This window comes from Pseudomonas sp. UMAB-08, from assembly GCF_900095225.1.
In the GTDB taxonomy this organism is placed as follows: domain Bacteria; phylum Pseudomonadota; class Gammaproteobacteria; order Pseudomonadales; family Pseudomonadaceae; genus Aquipseudomonas.
Map to the genome: position 1 here is coordinate 63,162 of NZ_LT607434.1, position 18,229 is coordinate 81,390.

The window sequence follows — 18,229 nt, forward strand, 5'->3', positions numbered from 1 at the left end:
ACTTAGCGCAGGTTGATCGTGGTGTTCACGCCATCGTTCACGCTGTCATCGTCGAACCAGCGGCTGGTGACGGTTTTGGTCTGAGTGTAGAACTGCACGACTTGCTTGCCGTACGGACCCAGATCACCGAGTTTCGAACCACGCGAGCCGGTGAAGCTGAAGGATGGGACAGGCACCGGGATCGGAATGTTGATACCCACTTGGCCGACATCAATCTCACTCTGGAACTTGCGCGCTGCCGCCCCGCTTTGGGTAAACAGGCCTGTGCCGTTGCCGTACGGGTTGGCGTTGACCAGGGCAATCGCCTGATCGAGGGTGTCGACTTCCAGCACGACCAGTACCGGGCCGAAGATCTCCTGGGTGTAGATCTGCATCTCGGTGGTCACGCCCGAGAACAAGGTTGGGCCAACGAAGTTACCGTCTTCAAACCCGGGTACCGAGACGTTGCGACCATCCAGCTCCAGCTTGGCGCCTTCGCGGATACCGCTTTCGATCAGGCCCAACACACGTTCCTTGGCCCGCTTGGAAATCACCGGACCCACATCAGTACCGGCTTCGCTACCGGCGTTGACCTTGAGTTTCTGCGCAAGAGCCTTGAGGTCTGGCAGCCATTGTTTTGCCGCGCCCACCAACACCACCACAGACGTCGCCATACAGCGCTGACCGGCGGCACCGAAGCCGGCACCGACCAATGCATTCAGGGTCTGCTCGCGATTGGCATCGGGCAGCACCACGGCGTGGTTTTTCGCGCCCATCATTGATTGCACGCGTTTGCCGTGCTGACCAGCCAGGTTATAAACGTGAGTACCCACTGCGGTCGAACCGACGAAGGACACGGCCTTGATGTCTTTGTGGGTACAGATCCCGTCCACGACCTGCTTGCCGCCGTGGACCACGTTAAGCACACCGGCTGGCACGCCCGCCTCGACGGCCAGTTCCACCAACAGCATGGTCGACAGCGGGTCTTGTTCGGACGGTTTGAGAACGAAGGTGTTACCGCAGGCGATGGCCATCGGGAACATCCACAGTGGGATCATTGCCGGAAAGTTGAAAGGCGTGATCCCGGCGCAGACGCCGATCGGTTGACGCAGGGTGTAGGTATCAACACCGCCCGCGACGTTTTCAGCGAACTCGCCCATCTGCAAAGTACCGATGGAGCAGGCGTGTTCGACCACTTCCAGACCACGGAAGATGTCGCCTTCCGCATCAGCGATGGTCTTGCCCTGTTCTGCACTCAACACCACAGCGATGCGTTTCGAATGTTCGCGGATCAACGCCTGGAGCTTGAGCATGATGCGCATCCGCGCACCAATGGGGGTCAAGCGCCAGGTCTTGAAGGCTTGCTCGGCGGCCGCAACCGCAGCATTCAATTCAGACTCGGTGGCGAAGGGAACTTGCGCCAGTACTTCCTGAGTTGCCGGGTTAACGATGTCGTGCCATTCGTTGGTCTGCGAATCGACCCACTCACCACCGATCAGCAGTTTGACGCGGGCCACGGCGGTTTCGTTTTTATTGATGGACGGATTGAGAGAAGCGTTCATTGGAGTTCTCCTGGATTCGAGCGGCCCGATGCGGGCGGCAAAAAAAGTCAAAGCAAACGGCGGCTATAAGGTTCTGCGCCGTGCCGGGTCAGGTTTCATCAGGGCGGTGCAGAACAACGCCACCACGCCCATGCCGATCAGATAAACGATGACGTAATGAGGGCTACCATCAGCGTAGGCCAACAATTTGGTGGCGATCATTGGCGCGAAACCACCCCCCAGTACGCCGGCCAGTTGCACCGACACCGAGATGCCGCTGTAACGAATTTCTGCCGGGAATTGCCGGGCGAACAACAGCGATTCAGGCGCATACAGAATCGGAAACACCACCCCGACCGCCAGTACCATCGCCCACCAGACCAACAGTGGCTCGCGGGTTTCGAGCATGGCGAAGAACGGGTAGACGAATGCGCAAAGCAGCAACAGCCCGGCGAAGTACAAGCGACGTTGCCCGACCTTGTCGGACAGGTGCCCGCACAGTGGCATGGTGATCAGTGACAGGGCCGCGCCAGCAGTGATGGCGTTGAGCACATCGCCACGCGGAATCTGCAACTGGTTGGCCGCGTAGGCCAGGGCGAACGTCACCGACATATAGAACCAGGCGTTTTCTGCCGTCCGGGCGCCAATGATGGTCAGGGTTTCGCGCGGATGATTGCGCAGCACCTGAAACAGCGGGATCTTGACCGCAATGTTCTGCTTTTTCATTTTTTCGAAGTCCGGTGATTCCGGAACTTTCAGACGAATCACCCAGCCGACGCCGAGCAGCACGATGCTGGCGATGAACGGCAGGCGCCAACCCCAGCTGAGCATGTCCGCTTCGGGCAATTTGGCAACCAGGCCCATGGCCAGCGATGCCAACACCAGACCGGCACCCACACCGGTTTGCGGCAAGCTGCCGTAAAAGCCTTTCTTGCCTTCGGGTGCATGTTCAACGGCCATCAACACCGCCCCACCCCACTCGCCGCCAACCGCCATGCCCTGGAGGAAGCGCATGACCACCAGAATCAACGCGGCCCAGTAGCCGATCTGATCATAGGTGGGGATCAGGCCGATGATGATGGTCGGTATCCCCATCATCAGCAGCGTCAGCAACAGCATCGACTTACGCCCGATACGGTCACCGAAGTGGCCGAAAATCACGCCGCCCAATGGCCGGCCGAGAAAGCCCACGGCATAGGTAGCGAAGGCTGCCAACACACCGGTGATCGGGTCCAGGGCGGGAAAGAAAATCTTGTTGAAGATGAGCGCGGCAGCCGTGCCGTAGAGGAAAAAGTCGTACCACTCGATGGTCGTACCGGCCATGCTCGCCATACCGGCAAGCCGATAAGGTTTGGCCTTTTTCGCAGGGTTGGCACCGAGTGCGCCAGCGTCCGCCGTTGTAGCGTTCTTCATAAACTCCTCCGCTTATTATTTTTGTGCAGGGTGTTATGGCAGGTGGGTGTTGCCTGGGATGTGGCTCGCGACCTTGCGGGTCTTGCTCCTGAGCCGCTGATCAAGAAGTTGGTCATGGGCGTGTTTTGGAGTATAGATGTGCAAACTTCTAATAAGAACGCTCATAAAAGCCGGATCAATATGCAAAAAAACATCACCTCCTTGAACCTCCTCAATTGGGACGACCTGAAGTTTTTCCTTGAAGTCGCCCGTACCCGCAAAGCCAGCACCGCGGCCAAGCGCCTGGCAGTGGACTACACGACGGTGTCCCGACGGATCAATTCGCTGGAAGGGTCGCTAGGGACATTACTGTTCGAGAAATCGCGCACGACCGGTTTTATTCTGACGCCCGAAGGCCAGCGTCTGCTGGGTTATGCCGAGTCGATCGAAAGCACGCTGCACCTGGCCTGTGAGCAGGTGTCCGGGTCGGGAGTGGCCTTGTCCGGCCATGTACGCATGGGTTGCACGGAAGGGTTTGGCAGCTTTTTCATCACCCCACAGCTGACGCACTTTCTCGACGCTTACCCGGCTATTTCGGTGGATATCCTGCCGCTGCCGCACTTCATCAGCCTGTCCAAGCGCGAAGCCGACATCGTCATCGCCCTGGAGCGCCCCGAACATGGGCCGTATGTCTGCTGCAAGCTGTGCGACTACAGCCTGCGGCTCTACGCCACCCAGGAATACCTCGACCGCCATCCGCCGATTCAACGCAGTACAGATCTGACCAACCATCAGTTCATCAGTTACGTCGACGACCTGGCCTTCAGCTCGGAGCTGCTTTATCTAAGCAATCTACTCCCCGGCGCCAACGCGCACCTGCGCAGCACCAGCGTCATTGCCCAGTACGTGGCGGCGCTGCAAGGTCGGTCACTGGCGATCCTGCCGTGCTTCCTGGCAGCACAAGACCCGCGCTTGCTGCCGGTGCTGGAGAGCGAAGTAAAGATCACAAGACAGTTTTGGATGTACTGCCGCGAGGACCTGAGGAAGCTCAAGCGGATTACCTTGTTATGGGATTACATCCGGACAGTGACCGAGAAAAACAGCCAGCTTTTGCTGGGTGAAACGAAGGAAATGCTGTTTGCGGACCCGCCGGATGAACAGTAACCCCATGCAGGAGCGGGCGTGCCCGCGATAAGCCAGGGTCGCGGCGGATCGCGGGTAAGCCCGCTCCTACAGTTGGTCTGTGTCTAGATAGTTTAGAAATCTCTGAACTATGGATTTGAGCTTTCCTATTCTTCCCGCGCCCGCGCCGCCCCTAAGATCTATCCCACCAAGGGACCGGATACCTAGAGATTCGGCCCAAAGATTACCCCTTCGCTACTGCCCATCGTTGCCGACCCGGCTTATGCCGTCGTCGCGCTGTGCCGTAGCCCGAGGAATCTTTGAGGTCGTCGATGAAACTGGATATTTTCCGCACACTCTGGGGCTATACCGCGAGCAAAACCCAGGCGCTGGAAGAGCTGCTGGACGCTGGTTTCGACGGTATGGAAGCGCGTCTGCCGCTGGAAGCCAGCGAGCGTGCAGAATTCTCGGCGTTTCTAAGGGCCAACCAACTCGGCTATATCAGCACCGTGTTCACCGCCTACAACGTCTTGCCCGAGCAGGCTGCACCGGTCGCTGAACACCTGGTCGACCTGGATAAAAAACTCGCCTGGGCCGCCGAACTGTCGCCGCGCTTCGTCAATGTGCTCGCCGGCAACGACCGCTGGCAGCTGCCGCAGCAGGTCGACTTTTTCGGTCAGGCGCTGGAGCTGGCACGCAAACACGGTCAAGTGTGCAGCTTCGAAACCCATCGCTCGCGCTCATTGTTCAATCCGTGGATCACCCTCGAACTGATCCGCCAACTGCCTGATCTGTTGTTCACCAGCGACATCAGCCATTGGATCGTTACCTGCGAGCGCCTGCTCAACGACCCCGAAGATGACCTCAGCGCGTTCGTCGATCGCGTGCATCACATTCAAGCCCGGGTCGGCTATGACCAGGGCCCACAGGTTCCGCACCCGGCCGCGCCGGAATACGCAAAAGAGCTGGCCTTCCATCAACAGCATTGGGAAGCGATCTGGCGTTCGCAAAAAAAACGTGGCTATCAGGTCAGCACTCTGACCCCGGAATTCGGCGCCGACGGTTACTTGCATCACCTGCCCTTCACCAACGTACCCGTGGCCGATCTGTGGTCGCTGAACGTGTGGATGGGCCAGACCGAGCGCGAGCACTTCCAGCGGTTCACTCAATCGACTTGTCTTTGAAGGAGCGTTTTCGTTATGCCTGATCTCTCCCAAACCACGGCACCCTCGGTCGCGGCCAACTTCAGCAGCATTCCCGTGGTGGACATTGCCGGGTTGTTCAGCGCCGACCTCGCCCAACGTCAGGCCGTCGCCGCAGCGCTCGGTGCCGCCGCCCGCGAGGTCGGTTTCCTGTACATCAAGAACCACGGCATCGACGCGCAACTGATCGCTGGCCTGTATCAAGCGGCCAAGGATTTTTTCGACCAGCCCTTCGACACCAAGATGCAGCACTACATTGGCACCTCAAAGACCCATAAAGGCTTCGTGCCCGAAGGTGAAGAGGTTTACGCCAAGGGCAAGCCCGACCATAAAGAAGCCTTCGACATCGGCTTCGAAGTACCCGCCGATGACCCGTTGGTGCTGGCCAATACGCCGCTGCTGGGGCCCAACGAGTGGCCGCTGCTGCCCGGTTTCAAAGCGTCGGTGCAAGCCTATTACGCCGCAATTTTCGCGCTCGGCCGCAGGCTGCTCGGGGGCTTCGCCTTGGCATTGGGCCTGGAAGAAGACTACTTCGACGCGATGGTCACGCGCCCACCGTCCAAGCTGCGGCTGATCCATTACCCGTTCGACGACGCCGCGCAGGACGCGCCCGGTATTGGTGCGCACACCGATTACGAGTGCTTCACAATATTGCTTGCCGACAAGCCGGGTCTGGAAGTCATGAACGATCAGGGCCTGTGGATTGATGCGCCGCCCATTGAGGGCGCCTTTGTGGTCAACATCGGCGACATGCTCGAGGTCATGACCGCTGGTACGTTCGTTGCTACGGCTCATCGTGTCAGAACGGTGAGTGAGGAGCGTTACTCCTTCCCGCTGTTCTACGCCTGCGACTTCCACACCCAGATCAAGCCGCTGCCCAGCTTCGCTCAGGCCGGCAAAGACTACGAGGAAATCGCCATCGGTGAACACATGTTCAGCCAGGCCCTGCAGACCTACCAATACCTACGCAAACGGGTAGAAAACGGCGAGATAGCACTGCCGGAAAAAGCCCGCAAACCGTCGAGCTTCGGGCACCTGAAAAACCAGACCCCGGACGCTCCCTGAATGCAGTCCTGTCACGATCCCGTTAACCCATGTCGCCTTTTTTCTACTGTGGAGTCACCGACGATGCGCAACAAAAACAACACCGCTGTCCGCTTGACCGTGCTTGCCGCCGCCGTGTTTGGCGCCACGCTGGCCCACGCCGCTACAACGGTGACGCCGGGGCAGTTCAAGGTCGGCATGGAGATTACTTACCCGCCGTTCGAATCCTATGACAAGGACAAGAATGTGGTCGGCTCCGACCCCGAGCTGTCCCAACTGCTGGCCAGGCACATGGACCTCAAGACCGAATTCGTCGACACCAAGTTTCCGAGCCTGATCCTCGGCCTCAACTCGGGCCACTACGATGCGATCATTTCCGGGATGTACATCACCCCTGAGCGCCAAACCCAGGCCCAGACAATCCCCTACGCCAAAACCGGCGCTGCGATCATGGTGCTCAAGGACAGCCCGCTGAAACCGAAAATCCCGGAAGACCTGTGCGGCCTGAAAGTCGGCCTGGAAAAAGGCACGACCTGGGTGGCGCAGTTCAACAAGCTGTCCACTGACTACTGCGTGCCGAACAACAAAGGCGCTATCGCGGTCAGCGAATTTCCGTCAGCCCCCGAAGTGACCCAGGCCCTGCTGTCCGGCAACGTCCAGACTCAGGTTGAAATCGATGGCGCGGCCGGCATGATCGCCGAGCGCACCAAAAGCCGTGTGGTGGTCAGCACCGAGCATTCCATCTATCAACAAACCCTGGGCATTTTCGTCAAAAAAGGTAACGAAGCGCTGTATCAGGCGTTGCTTAAAGCCTTCGACGACAGCAAGAAAAGCGGCGAATACGCGGCCCTGTTGAAGAAATACAACCTAGAAGAACCCACCCACTGATTTTTTCCCGTTTGACCTGCCGGCCCTCTGCGAGGCCGGCAGCTTGAGGTGTACATGCAATTTGAATGGTCGTACTTTTTTTCTCTGTTCTCCGTGTCGGATTTCTGGGAAGCCTGCATCACGGTGATCGAACTCAGTGCCTTGGCCTGGTTCATCGGTATGCTGCTCGGTTTTCTGCTGGCCTCGGCCAAACTCTCGACCTCACGCTGGCTGAGTGTGCCCGCGTCGATTTATATCTGGTTCTTTCGCAGCATCCCGCTGCTGGTGTTGGTGGTGTTCGTCTATAACCTGCCCCAACTGTTTCCGTTCACCCGCGAAGTGTTGTCCAACCCCTTCTATTCCGGCTTGTTCGCCTTGGTAGTGACCGAGGCGGCGTACATGGCGGAGATTCATCGCGGCGGCCTGATTTCAGTTGCCAAAGGGCAGAAGGAAGCCGGGCGTGCACTGGGTATCGGTCTGATTGGCATGCAACGGCTGATCGTGATCCCACAAGCTTTTCGGATTTCCCTGCCTACCCTGATCAACGAATACATCACTGTGGTCAAACTGACGTCACTGGTCTCGGTCATCTCGCTGACCGAGTTGTTGACCGTCGGCCAGCGCCTCTACGCGCAGAACTTTCTGGTGATGGAAACCCTGTCAGCCGTGGCGGTGTACTACGTGTTGATCGTCAGCTTGTTCGGCTGGTTACTGCAGCGTCTTGAGCAACACCTGGAGTTGAACAACCGCACGCCGCAAACCCTCGACACGGCTGGCGTTGCCCAATTACGCGCCAGCCTGATACCGACATCCAGCGTCGTCCGCCCGCAAAACGGCATCGGTGCCGCGCCCGCGCTACAGCTGCATAACATCCACAAAAGTTATGGTCAGCATGACGTGCTCAAAGGCATCGATCTGGACGTGAACGCCGGCCAGGTGATTTCCATCATCGGCCCGTCCGGCTCGGGCAAGACCTCGCTGATCCGCACCATCAACAGCCTGGAGAGCATTGATCAGGGCGAGATCATCCTGTTCGGCGAAAGCTTCATCCATGCCGGTGACAACCTCAACAGTGCTCAGGTCCGCTACGGCGTGCAGCGCATCGGTATGGTTTTCCAGAGTTTCAACCTGTTTCCGCACCGCACCATCGTCGACAACATCACCCTCGCACCGCTCTACCACGGCCGCGAACAGCAACCGAGCGAACAACGCGCCTACGCGTTACTGGACAAAGTCGGCCTGCTGGCCCACGCCCACAAATACCCGCATCAGCTGTCTGGCGGTCAGCAACAGCGCGTCGCCATTGCTCGTGCCCTGGCGATGGACCCACAGATCATGCTGTTCGACGAACCCACCTCCGCCCTTGATCCAGAGTTGGTGGGCGACGTGCTGAACGTGATTCGCGACCTGGCCAAAGAGGGCATGACCATGCTCATCGTCACCCACGAAATGGACTTTGCCCTGTCGATTTCCGACCGGGTCATTTTCATGGAGGACGGGCTCATCCAGGTCGACGCCACGCCCCAAGTGATCAGGGCGCATGACGCGGGTGAGCGGGTCAGGCGGTTTATGGGGCTACATCCGCTATAACCCCAGCATCAAGCCGCTCAGGCGCTTGACCTTGCGCCTGAGCGCCTCGTCAAAAATACCCTGGCGCGGCTCGATCAGGCTGAACCAGTGCTTGGCCCGCGTGATGCCAGTGTAGATCAGCTCTTTGGTCAGCACCGGATTCAAGGATTCAGGCAGGATCAGCGCGGTGTGGGCGAACTCCGAGCCCTGGGACTTGTGTACGGTCATCGCGTACACGGTTTCAACGTCGTTGAGCCGGCTGGGCAGCACAAACCGTACGCCGCCGTTGCCGTCATTGCGCGGAAACGCGACACGCAGCACCTGGCGTCCCGCCTCTGGCCCGCTGCGTTCGGGCAAGCGCAGGGCGATGCCGATGTCGCCGTTCATCAAGCCCAACCCGTAATCGTTGCGCGTCATCAGTACCGGACGCCCTTCATACCAGTGCTGATCGCTTTCGATCAGGTTCGCGTTGAACAGCGCCTGAGTGATCCGTTGATTCAGCCCTTCAACACCCCACGGGCCTTTTCGCACGGCACACAGCAACTGGAACGAATCGAACGCTTCCAGCACTGAACGCGCCCAGAGTGTCCAGCATGGGTCTTCAAGCGCGGCACCTTCGGCAGGACGCTGATCGGCCAGCACACCCAGATAATGCCGATAACCTTGCGGGCCTTCGGTGCCCTGCCCCAACCCCTCTAGCAGCAAGCGCTCCAGAGAGCGGTCCTGTTCACCCTTGAGCGTCAGTGCAAACAGGTCGCTGTGGCTGCGCGCGGCAAGCAATGCCCGTGCGTCTTCGGCCTGTTGTTGATTGACCAGCCTGGCCAATTGGCCGATACCGCTGCCCTGCACGAAACGCCGGGAATGGCGCAGCATCACCACTTGTTGGGCCAACGGGAACTGCATTGCGTCACCTTGCTGCAATCCGCTTTTGCCCAGGTCTTCGCCGCTGACCGCTTGCAGCCAGGCCTGGGTTTGCGGGCTGTAGAGGCCCGCTTCGGCATCGCGACACAAATCACCCAGCACCGCGCCAGCTTCCACCGAGGCCAACTGGTCTTTGTCACCGAGCAAAATCAGGCGTGCATGGGCCGGCAACGCAGCCAGTAGATTGGCCATCATTTCCAGGTCGATCATGGAAGCTTCATCGACCACCATCACGTCCAGCGGCAGCGGATTACCTGCGTGATGGCGGAAATGACGGGTGCCCGGACGGCTGCCCAGCAGACGGTGCACGGTGGTCACGTCGCTGGGGATTTTTTGCCGCACGTTTTCAGCCACTTCAAGGGACTGCACTTGATGACTGATAGACTCGCTCAACCGCGCAGCCGCTTTACCGGTGGGTGCCGCCAGACGAATGCGCAACGGCTGGCCGCTCTCCACGGCAGGCGCCTGCAACAAGGCCAGCAGCCGCACCACCGTCGTGGTTTTACCGGTGCCGGGGCCTCCCGTGATGATGCTGAAAGCCCCGCGTGTCGCCAGTGCGCACGCCAGTTTTTGCCAGTCGATCAGCGCATCGGGGGCCGGATTGGCCTTGCCGAACAACGCATCGAGTCGTTGCGCCAGATCTGTGGGCGCGGCTTCCTGTTGCGCCAGACGCTGACGCAATGCAGCGGCGATACGTCTTTCGTAGTGCCAGTAACGGCGTAAATACAGACGCCGACCCGACAGCACCAATGGCTTGTGCGCCGCAGCCTCGCTGTGATCATCGGCCTGCGCCACTAAGGCACTGCCAGCCAACGCCTGACACCAGGCGCCACCGTCCAGCGCCACCAGCAATTGCGAGGGCAATAGCATTGGACCTGACTGCACATCGCCCTCAGGTGGGAGCGACAGGGCGAAGTCCGGCTCTTTCAATGTTTCATACAGGTCCAGGCAGACATGCCCATGACCCAGTTGATGGCTGGTCAACGCCGCCGCCAGCAGCACCAGCGAATCCGCCTGCGGGTCCAGCTCGCTGAGGAACGCGACAAAGGCCCGATCCAGCGCCCGCAGCCAGCCTCGTTCGACCCAACGCTCGAGCAACAGCAGCAGGTCGTCGACACGACTCAGTGGCGTCAACTCGGCCAGGCTTTGTGCATCCAACGGTGTGGGCAACAGTTCAGCGAATGAGCGGCTCATGCGGACTCTCCTGACAGCACATCTTCCTGGGGCAATGACTTGCCTTGAAACAGTAGATCAAGACGCTCGATCAGCTCACGCGGCGGACGGGTGAAGTAAGCACCTTGACTCGGCGCACGGGTGCCGCGCAGGAACAGGTACAGCGCGCCGCCCATGTGCCGGTCGTAATCGTAGTCAGCCAGACGCGCCTTGAGCTGGCGGTGCAGGGCCAACAGGTACAGCACGTATTGCAGGTCGTAACGGTTGTCCAGAATCGAGGCGGTCATCGCTTGCTCGGTATAGGCCTCTTCATCAACGCCCAGCCAGTTGGACTTGTAGTCAGCCACGTAATAACGGCCCTGGTGCTCGAACGTCAGGTCTATAAACCCTTTGAACATGCCATTGAGCGATGCAGCTTCCGCCGGAGCTCGCGGCGCGCCGTCATGGGTGTAACGCCGAACCAGCGTATCCATCCGTGCCACGTCGACCTTGTGACTGGCAAACCAGAACTCCATTTCGACCTGATACTGACCCAACTGCCCCAGCGACATAGGCTGATCATCCGCCGCCAGACGCAACGGCAGATTGAGCAGGTGCGTCATCCAGTCAGTGAGCGTCGGAATCCAGCCTTGCCAGCCACGCCGATTGCAGCGGCTGCCGATGGCTTTTTCCAGCTTGACCGGGTCGGCTGCCGCTGCGGCAAAACCTTCACGCCCGGCCCATTCCAGCAAGCCATGCAAAAAGGTCCCGGGATTAGGCCCACGCGGGAACCGATGGATGTCGCCACCACTGACCAGCACTTCGCGGGGGGCGCCGGGGTCGAGTCGTTCGTCGTCGAACAGTTTTTGCGCCTGCGGGCTGTCCGGGGATTCGTCGCTGCCTGCGGTGAGTGTGTCGCCAATACGCAAGGCGCTGTAAGAGGCAATCCACCAGTTTTCGGCGGCGCGGCGTTTTGGCAGGCGTGGCTTAAGCAAGACAGCTTCATTGCGTGGCGGACTGAACGTGATGCTCGTCGGCTCAGGCATGGCTTCGACGTTGACGGCGGTGCAATCGGCTTTTAGGTGTTGCAGCCATTGGCTCAGCCCCGCGGATTCGGTCAACGGCGCCCCGCCACCCAGCAGATAGCCCAGCGCAGAGCGGTGCAGTATTGAGCTGTTGGCGTTGCCGCGTTTGAGGTCCGCCACGCCCAACCAGCAGATGGACTCTGCCCGTGTGAGGGCGACGTAGAGCAGGCGTAAATCTTCTGCGAGACGTTCGTTATCCGCTTGTTCGATCAAGGCTGCCGTGGGCTTGAGACTGATCTGTGCCCTTCCGTCCGCATCATGAAAATGCAACGGCAAGCGGCTGCCATCCACCGGTTTAGAGGAGCAGATGAACGGCAGAAACACCAATGGGTATTGCAGGCCTTTGGACTTGTGGATGGTCACCACTTTGACCAGTTGCTCATCGCTTTCCAGGCGCAGGATCTGTTCTTCACCCGCCTGACCGGACAACGCCAGATGCTCGCCTAGATGGCGAATCAGCGCTTGTTCGCCGTCCAGTTCGGCAGCGGCTTGTTGCAGCAGTTCAGACAGGTGCAGCAAGTTGGTCAGCACGCGCTCGCCGTCGTTGCGGCTGATCAGCGCCTGCGGCAATTGGAAGTCGTGCAGCAAGCGCCGCAGCATCGGCAGCACGCCCTGGCTGCGCCAGATCGCACGATAACCACGGAACTGCATGACGCGCGCTTCCCACGCCAATTCGTCCTGATTCAGACGCTCAAGCTCGGCCAGTGACAGGTTCAGAGTGATGCAGGCCAAGGCGGCGCGCAGGGTGCGCTCCGAATCCGGTTCGGCGCAGGCTTTGAGCCAGCTCAGCACGTCGTGGGCTTCCTGGGCGGCGAACACCGAATCCTTGTCCGACAGATAAACACTGCGCACACCACGGGCCGACAGCTCGCCGCGCACGGCCTGCGCCTCTTTACCGTCCCGCACCAGGATCGCGATATCGGCGGGCAGTAAACCGCACAGCGCTTTACCCGGCAGAACGAACCCGGTGTGACCTTGCTGGCCTTCGTTGAGCAGGCGCACGATGTCGCTGGCGCAACTGGCGGCCAGCTGTTGTCGATAGGTCGCACCGGAGACCGGCTGATCGCTTTCCAGCTGCCAGACATTCAGCGCAGCGGGCGCATGGCCATTGACCTGAAACAGCGCTTTGCGCCCTTGGGATTTGGCAGGTCCGAACGGCACCTGATTGTCATCGCCGTCACGGAACAGGAAGGCGCCGCGCCCTTGCTCACGTTGCTCGGCGCGCCCGAATACATGATTGACGGCCTCGACCATGGCGTGGCTGGAGCGAAAGTTTTTATCCAACGTGTGCCAGCGCCCAGTGGTGGCCGAGCGCGCGCGCAGGTAGGTGTAGATGTCAGCGCCACGGAACGCGTAGATCGCCTGCTTGGGATCGCCTATGAGGAAGAGGCCGGTCTCGCGGCTGTTCTCTTCGAGTCGGTAGATGCGCTCGAAAATCCGGTACTGCACGGGGTCGGTGTCCTGGAACTCATCGATCAGCGCCACGGGGAACTGTTCACGAATCAAGGTCGCCAAGCGCTCGCCCCCGGCGCTGCCCAATGCCGCATCGAGCCTGAGCAGCATGTCATCGAAACCCATCTCTGCTCGCCGACGTTTCTCTTCTTCGAAGCGCGCGCCCACCCATTGCGCGGCGTGTTCAAGCACGGCAGCATCGGGCGTGGGTAAGGTGTCGAGACTGGCCTTGAGTTCGAGCATCGCGTCGAGCGCCGGGTGCGATGGTGCGTCGCCCTTCCACGCTTCGGCAAAGCCATCGGGCGTAAGGCGAGTGAAGCCAGTGCCCAGATCGAGTTCTTCCTGATTCTCGTCAGCCGCCCACGCGGTGAGTTTTTCGAACCAGGGTTTGAAATAGCGCTCCTGCATCTTGCGCCCATCGACGGCCTTGCGCGTAACCGCGTCAATACAGATCACCTGCAGCTCGGCAGCCCAGTCGACCCAAGGGGCTTTCAGGGCCTGCAACGCTTCGCGACGTTGCTGCAATGTCGCCGCAATCAGCTCGGCAGGCTCTTGGGTTGTATTGCCTCTATCGCCGTCGCTGGCGTTACCGAACAGGGCCCGAACCCTCGGCAGCAATGCCGCCGGGCTGCCCCAACGGGCGCGCACCCACTGCAGCGCATCACCGTTCATGGGGTAACAAAACCGCCGCCAGTAATCGCGAAGCACTTCACTGAGCAATTCGCTGTGGTCGGTTTCCAGGGTCTGGGTGAACAGGCTGCCGCTGTCGAAGGCGTGCTCGCGCAGCATGCGCTGACACCAACTGTGGATAGTCGACACCGCAGCCTCATCCATCCACTGCGCTGCAATATCCAGGCGATTGGCGCACGCAGGCCATTGCTCGGCGCTGTACTGATCGCGTAACTCAGCGATCAGATCATCGGGTGCAGCCATCTCATCACGAAAGAACCGTGCAGCTTCCGCCAACCGAGTGCGAATACGGTCGCGCAGCTCTTTGGTGGCTGCATCGGTGAAGGTCACCACCAGGATTTGCGGCGGCAGTAACTCGCGGCCGAAACCCGATTCGCCGCCATGGCCGAGGACCAGGCGCAGGTACAACGCAGAAATGGTGAACGTCTTGCCGGTGCCCGCGCTGGCCTCGATCAACTGGCTGCCGTGAAGGGGAAAGCGCAGGGCCAGGGATGCAGTCTGTTGTTGGGTCGGCTGTTCTGTTTGATTGAGGTTCATGCGCTGGCCTCCGCCGTGGACAGGGATTGCCAGGGGGCTTCAAACAATGGGCGATACAGGGCGTCACACCAACCCACAAATTCTTCGCTGTCGATCAGTGCAGCAAAATCCGGGAACTGACGGGCCAACGCCGTACTTTCGCGACGCTCACCATTGGTGGTCTGGCCATCACCTTCATACGCCTTGCAGGCTGCTGCCTCGGCCTTCGCTTCGTCACTCTGGCCGAGCCAGGCAAACGCGGTTTTTACGGCCACGGGCAGTGGTCGCTGCATTCCGGTTTGCCAGGCCATCAACAGATGATTAAGCGCTGTCGCCGCAGCCTCTTTTTCCAGCGGGTCCAGCAACAGGGTTTCATCGCTGGCGACCAACGCAGTGCTCAGCGGTAGACCACAAGCGCAGGCCACCAGGTGAATCACCCAGGGCCGCGTCAATCGATGCCACTTGCGGGTTTTCTTCGAGCCAATGGCGTTCGGAATGGCGGTCACGGCCAACAACCCACCGCGGCTGTTTTTATGCAGCCCGCTGAGCCAGCCGTCCAGACTCACCTGCTGGTGAGCAAAGCTGACAGGCAATGCACTGTTCAGCGGTTCGGGCCACTGGCGCAACAGGTCTTGATAACGCTGGAGCAGGTCAGGCAATGGCTCGATCAGTTCCTCTTGCAGGCTCGCGCCGAAACCGGCCATGGGCAGCAACCCACTGCCTTGCAGCCGTCGGGCCTGGGACAGCAAGGCGTCGTCGATCTGCTCGGGTCGAGCCAATGCCGCTTCAAGCAGGCTTTCGCTCAGGCTATAACGCTCAAGGGCATCCAGCACGAAGGGTTCTTCGTCCGCGAGGGGCGCTTCGGCCACTTCGAAGAAAATCTTCAAGCGCTGGCTGAAGAAGTGCCGGACCGGGTTACGCAAAAAATCTTGTAGTTGCGCGAGGCTGAGCGGCTCCTCCTGCTGATGCTCGGACAGTGCCGGCGCGTCAGCCACCGGGATGTTCGACTCATGCAGCATCTGCCATTCGCGAGCGAAGCTGAAGAAACCGCTGCCGTCATGGAAGTACTGTGCACTGAACGGCTGCAAGGGATGTTCGAGGGTCAGCTTGTGGAGCAGTTGTTCGCCGGGATTACGTTTCTCCACGTCTTCTGGCGCTACCGCACCGACCGGCTTCCAACCGCTGGCGAGATGATCGCGAAGCTGACCAATCAGCACCGACGCCGGACGTTCGCTGTTGTCGCGAATGCTACGCCCGACCCAGCTGATGTAAAGCTGATCACGTGCGGAGAGCAGCGCTTCAAGCAGTAAGTACCGGTCATCTTCACGACGGGAGCGGTCGCCAGGACGGTAGTCGCTGCCCATCAAATCGAAGTCCAGCGGCGGCTGTGCTCGTGGGTAATCGCCATCATTCATGCCCAGCAAGCAGACCAGTTTGAAGGGGATTGCACGCATGGGCATCAGGGTGCAGAAGTTAACCGAGCCCGCCAGAAAGCGCTGCGATAAACGCCCTTGGTCAAGACCGGCCAACCAGGCTTCGCGTACGACAGTCAGGGGAAGTTCGTCGAGCAGGCCTACCGATTCACAGGTGTCCAGCCAGGTTTCACGCAACTGCTCGAGTTGGCCGAGCAGGTAGTCGTCATGCTCACTGTCGGCCGCGAAGAACACTTGCACCAAGGCTTGCAGGCGCGCGCCCCACACCTGGGGAGTCGCCGGGAGCGAGAGCTCACTATGGGCGACCTGGAGGGCATCGATCAGTGAGACCAGAGGGCCAATCAGTGCAGCATCGAGTCCGCCGATTTCGTCGTACGGTTCAATCCCGTCATAAGACGCGCCCGCCCCGACGGCGTAGCCCAGCAGCATGCGACGCAGGCCGAAATGCCAGCTGTTCTGCTCCAGCTCATCAGGCAAACCCAGGCCCGCACGCTGCTTGGCGTTCAAGCCCCAACGAACACCCGCACCTTCAATCCAGCGATGCAGCGTCGCAAGGTCACGCTCTTCGACGCCAAAGCGGGTGCGTAGCGCCGGGACGTCCAGCAGATCGAGAATTTCACTGACCGGGAATCGACTGTCCGGGATCTTCAGCAGGTGCTCGACTGCAATCAACAACGGTTCACGGCCGCGCTGGCCTTGGTCCGCCAGAGTGAACGGAATGAAGCGCCGATCATCCCGCTCGAGCTGGCCGAACACGGCACGGATGTGCGGAGCGTAACTATCGATATCGGGGACCATGACGATCACATCGCGCGGGCGCAGATCCGGGTCAGCGCTGAAACGGGCGAGTAATTGATCGTGAAGGATTTCCACTTCCCGCTGCGCGCTGTGCGCTACATGGAAACGGATCGAACGGTCTTTACCAGAGTCGACCGCAGGCCACAGATCGCGGGTCTCGCTGAGTGGGCGCAGCTCGAGAATGTCGTCCTGAAGCTGGTTCAGTATCGTGCGAGGTTCGCTCTCACTGAACAGATCGATACGTCCGTCCCTGAACGCTGCCCGGTAGCTGTTGGGCTCGTCATAACTGTCCAGCAAATTGATGTAGTCACGACCTTGTTTGCCCCACGCGGCGAGCAGCGGATGTGCATGCTGATGCAGCGCTTCGGGGTCCAGCACGACGGGCATTCCAGCTTTACGCGCCTGACGCTTATATTGATGCCGTAACAGGTCTTTATCGGCGACGATGTCCGCCCAATGGTGCCGACACGGGTTGTGCACACAGAGCAGCACCTGACTGAATTTCGCCAGACCGGCCAAGGCTTCGAGCGCTTGTGCCGGTAGCGAAGAGATGCCAAACACAATGACCCGAGAAGGCAGGCCTTCAGGTGCCTCGGTCAGGCTGTTGATGCGCTCGATAAAACGCTGGTGAACGCCTGCGCGGCTTTGCGCCATGTCTTCGACGCCGACGTCCATCAGGAGCGCGCGCCACAACTCTGCCTGCCAGCAATTGGCCGGGGTCAGAGCCTTGCTCTCGCCTCGGCCGTTGCGCAATTGATGACGACCCGCCGCCCAGTCTTCGAGCCAGTCAGCCCGATAGACCTGGTATTGGTCAAACAGGTCCGCGAGTCGTTCAGACAGCTGGTAACGCTTGCGTAGGTCGGTGTCGTTAGTGAGGAAGCGTTGCAACGGCTCGAAATGTGGCTGGTCAATCAACGCAGGAAGCAGGCGCATCAAACGCCAGGTGAGGGGTGCCTTGTCCAACAGCGAAGTCGCTGGAATTTCATCGCGGCCCAACACCACTCGATACAGTTGCCACATGAAACTGCCGGGGAGTTGCACATCCACTGCGGCTGCGATTCCGCATCCACCTTGATCGTCGTCCTGAGAGTCCTCAGCCAGAGCCAGTTTCAACCATTGAGCGATGCCGTTGCTTTGCACCAACGCAATCTCATTCTCCAGGGGCGCCAGCGGATAACGCCGCATCCAGGAAACGACAAGGCTGCGCAACTCATCCAGTCGGTTGCCATGAACCACCATGAATCCAGCACTGAGCGTTGGTGTAACCGGCATAGCTGCTTCCTTGACTGATACCGTCATCGAGTTTCGCGCAGACGGCCCATGAATTGAATGAAAAACTGATGGCAGAACCTTAAGGGCAAGCGAGCAGGATTGCCACCTGATCGGACTTTTCCCAGCGCACAAACAAAACCCCTGTCTGCATAAGCAGACAGGGGTTTCGGAATTTAATCTTGACGATGACCTAC

At 59.8% G+C, this 18,229-nt stretch carries 10 protein-coding genes; 5 read left to right on the forward strand and 5 right to left on the reverse strand.

Annotated elements, in window-relative coordinates; all coding sequences use genetic code 11:
- Positions 1-2: 2 nt before the first annotated feature.
- Together K0F75_RS23305 and K0F75_RS23310 are read right to left on the reverse strand one after the other, a co-directional pair.
- Entirely contained in the window at positions 3-1,541 is a 1,539-nt protein-coding gene (locus K0F75_RS23305; protein WP_219064320.1) for a CoA-acylating methylmalonate-semialdehyde dehydrogenase, read from the reverse strand.
- A 63-nt stretch (positions 1,542-1,604) separates the two neighbouring features.
- Positions 1,605-2,933 (reverse strand): MFS transporter, encoded by a 1,329-nt coding sequence (locus K0F75_RS23310; RefSeq protein WP_257604474.1) that lies wholly within the window; start codon positions 2,931-2,933, stop codon positions 1,605-1,607.
- A 180-nt stretch (positions 2,934-3,113) separates the two neighbouring features.
- On the opposite strand from K0F75_RS23310, the gene K0F75_RS23315 reads away from it, so the two are divergent.
- From K0F75_RS23315 to K0F75_RS26100, 5 genes are all read left to right on the forward strand, one after another.
- Positions 3,114-4,076, forward strand: coding sequence for a LysR family transcriptional regulator (locus K0F75_RS23315; RefSeq protein ID WP_219064331.1), 963 nt, complete (start codon positions 3,114-3,116; stop codon positions 4,074-4,076).
- 290 nt (positions 4,077-4,366) lie between these two features.
- A complete protein-coding gene (locus K0F75_RS23320; protein WP_219064321.1) occupies positions 4,367-5,218 on the forward strand; it encodes a sugar phosphate isomerase/epimerase in 852 nt (283 codons plus the stop codon).
- Between the two features lie 15 nt (positions 5,219-5,233).
- Positions 5,234-6,301 carry an isopenicillin N synthase family oxygenase gene (locus K0F75_RS23325; protein ID WP_219064322.1) on the forward strand — a complete coding sequence of 356 codons (1,068 nt, stop codon included), beginning with the start codon at positions 5,234-5,236 and terminating at the stop codon, positions 6,299-6,301.
- A 63-nt stretch (positions 6,302-6,364) separates the two neighbouring features.
- On the forward strand, positions 6,365-7,168 hold the full coding sequence (locus tag K0F75_RS23330) for an ABC transporter substrate-binding protein (protein ID WP_219064323.1): 804 nt from the start codon (positions 6,365-6,367) through the stop codon (positions 7,166-7,168).
- Between the two features lie 54 nt (positions 7,169-7,222).
- On the forward strand, positions 7,223-8,737 hold the full coding sequence (locus K0F75_RS26100; RefSeq protein WP_219064324.1) for an amino acid ABC transporter permease/ATP-binding protein: 1,515 nt from the start codon (positions 7,223-7,225) through the stop codon (positions 8,735-8,737).
- Here K0F75_RS26100 and recD read toward each other — a convergent pair.
- The 3 genes from recD to recC are packed head-to-tail and all read right to left on the reverse strand — an operon-like array spanning position 8,732 to position 18,035.
- Entirely contained in the window at positions 8,732-10,831 is a 2,100-nt protein-coding gene (recD, locus tag K0F75_RS23340; RefSeq protein ID WP_219064325.1) for an exodeoxyribonuclease V subunit alpha, read from the reverse strand. The two genes, K0F75_RS26100 and recD, sit on opposite strands and share 6 nt — an antisense overlap.
- Complete coding sequence (recB, locus tag K0F75_RS23345) at positions 10,828-14,553, reverse strand: exodeoxyribonuclease V subunit beta (RefSeq protein WP_219064326.1); 3,726 nt, start codon at positions 14,551-14,553, stop codon at positions 10,828-10,830. Before recB ends, recD begins: the two co-directional genes overlap by 4 nt.
- Positions 14,550-18,035: an exodeoxyribonuclease V subunit gamma gene (gene recC / locus K0F75_RS23350; protein WP_219064327.1), complete on the reverse strand. Its 3,486-nt coding sequence runs from the start codon at positions 18,033-18,035 to the stop codon at positions 14,550-14,552. Before recC ends, recB begins: the two co-directional genes overlap by 4 nt.
- Positions 18,036-18,229 lie beyond the last annotated feature (194 nt).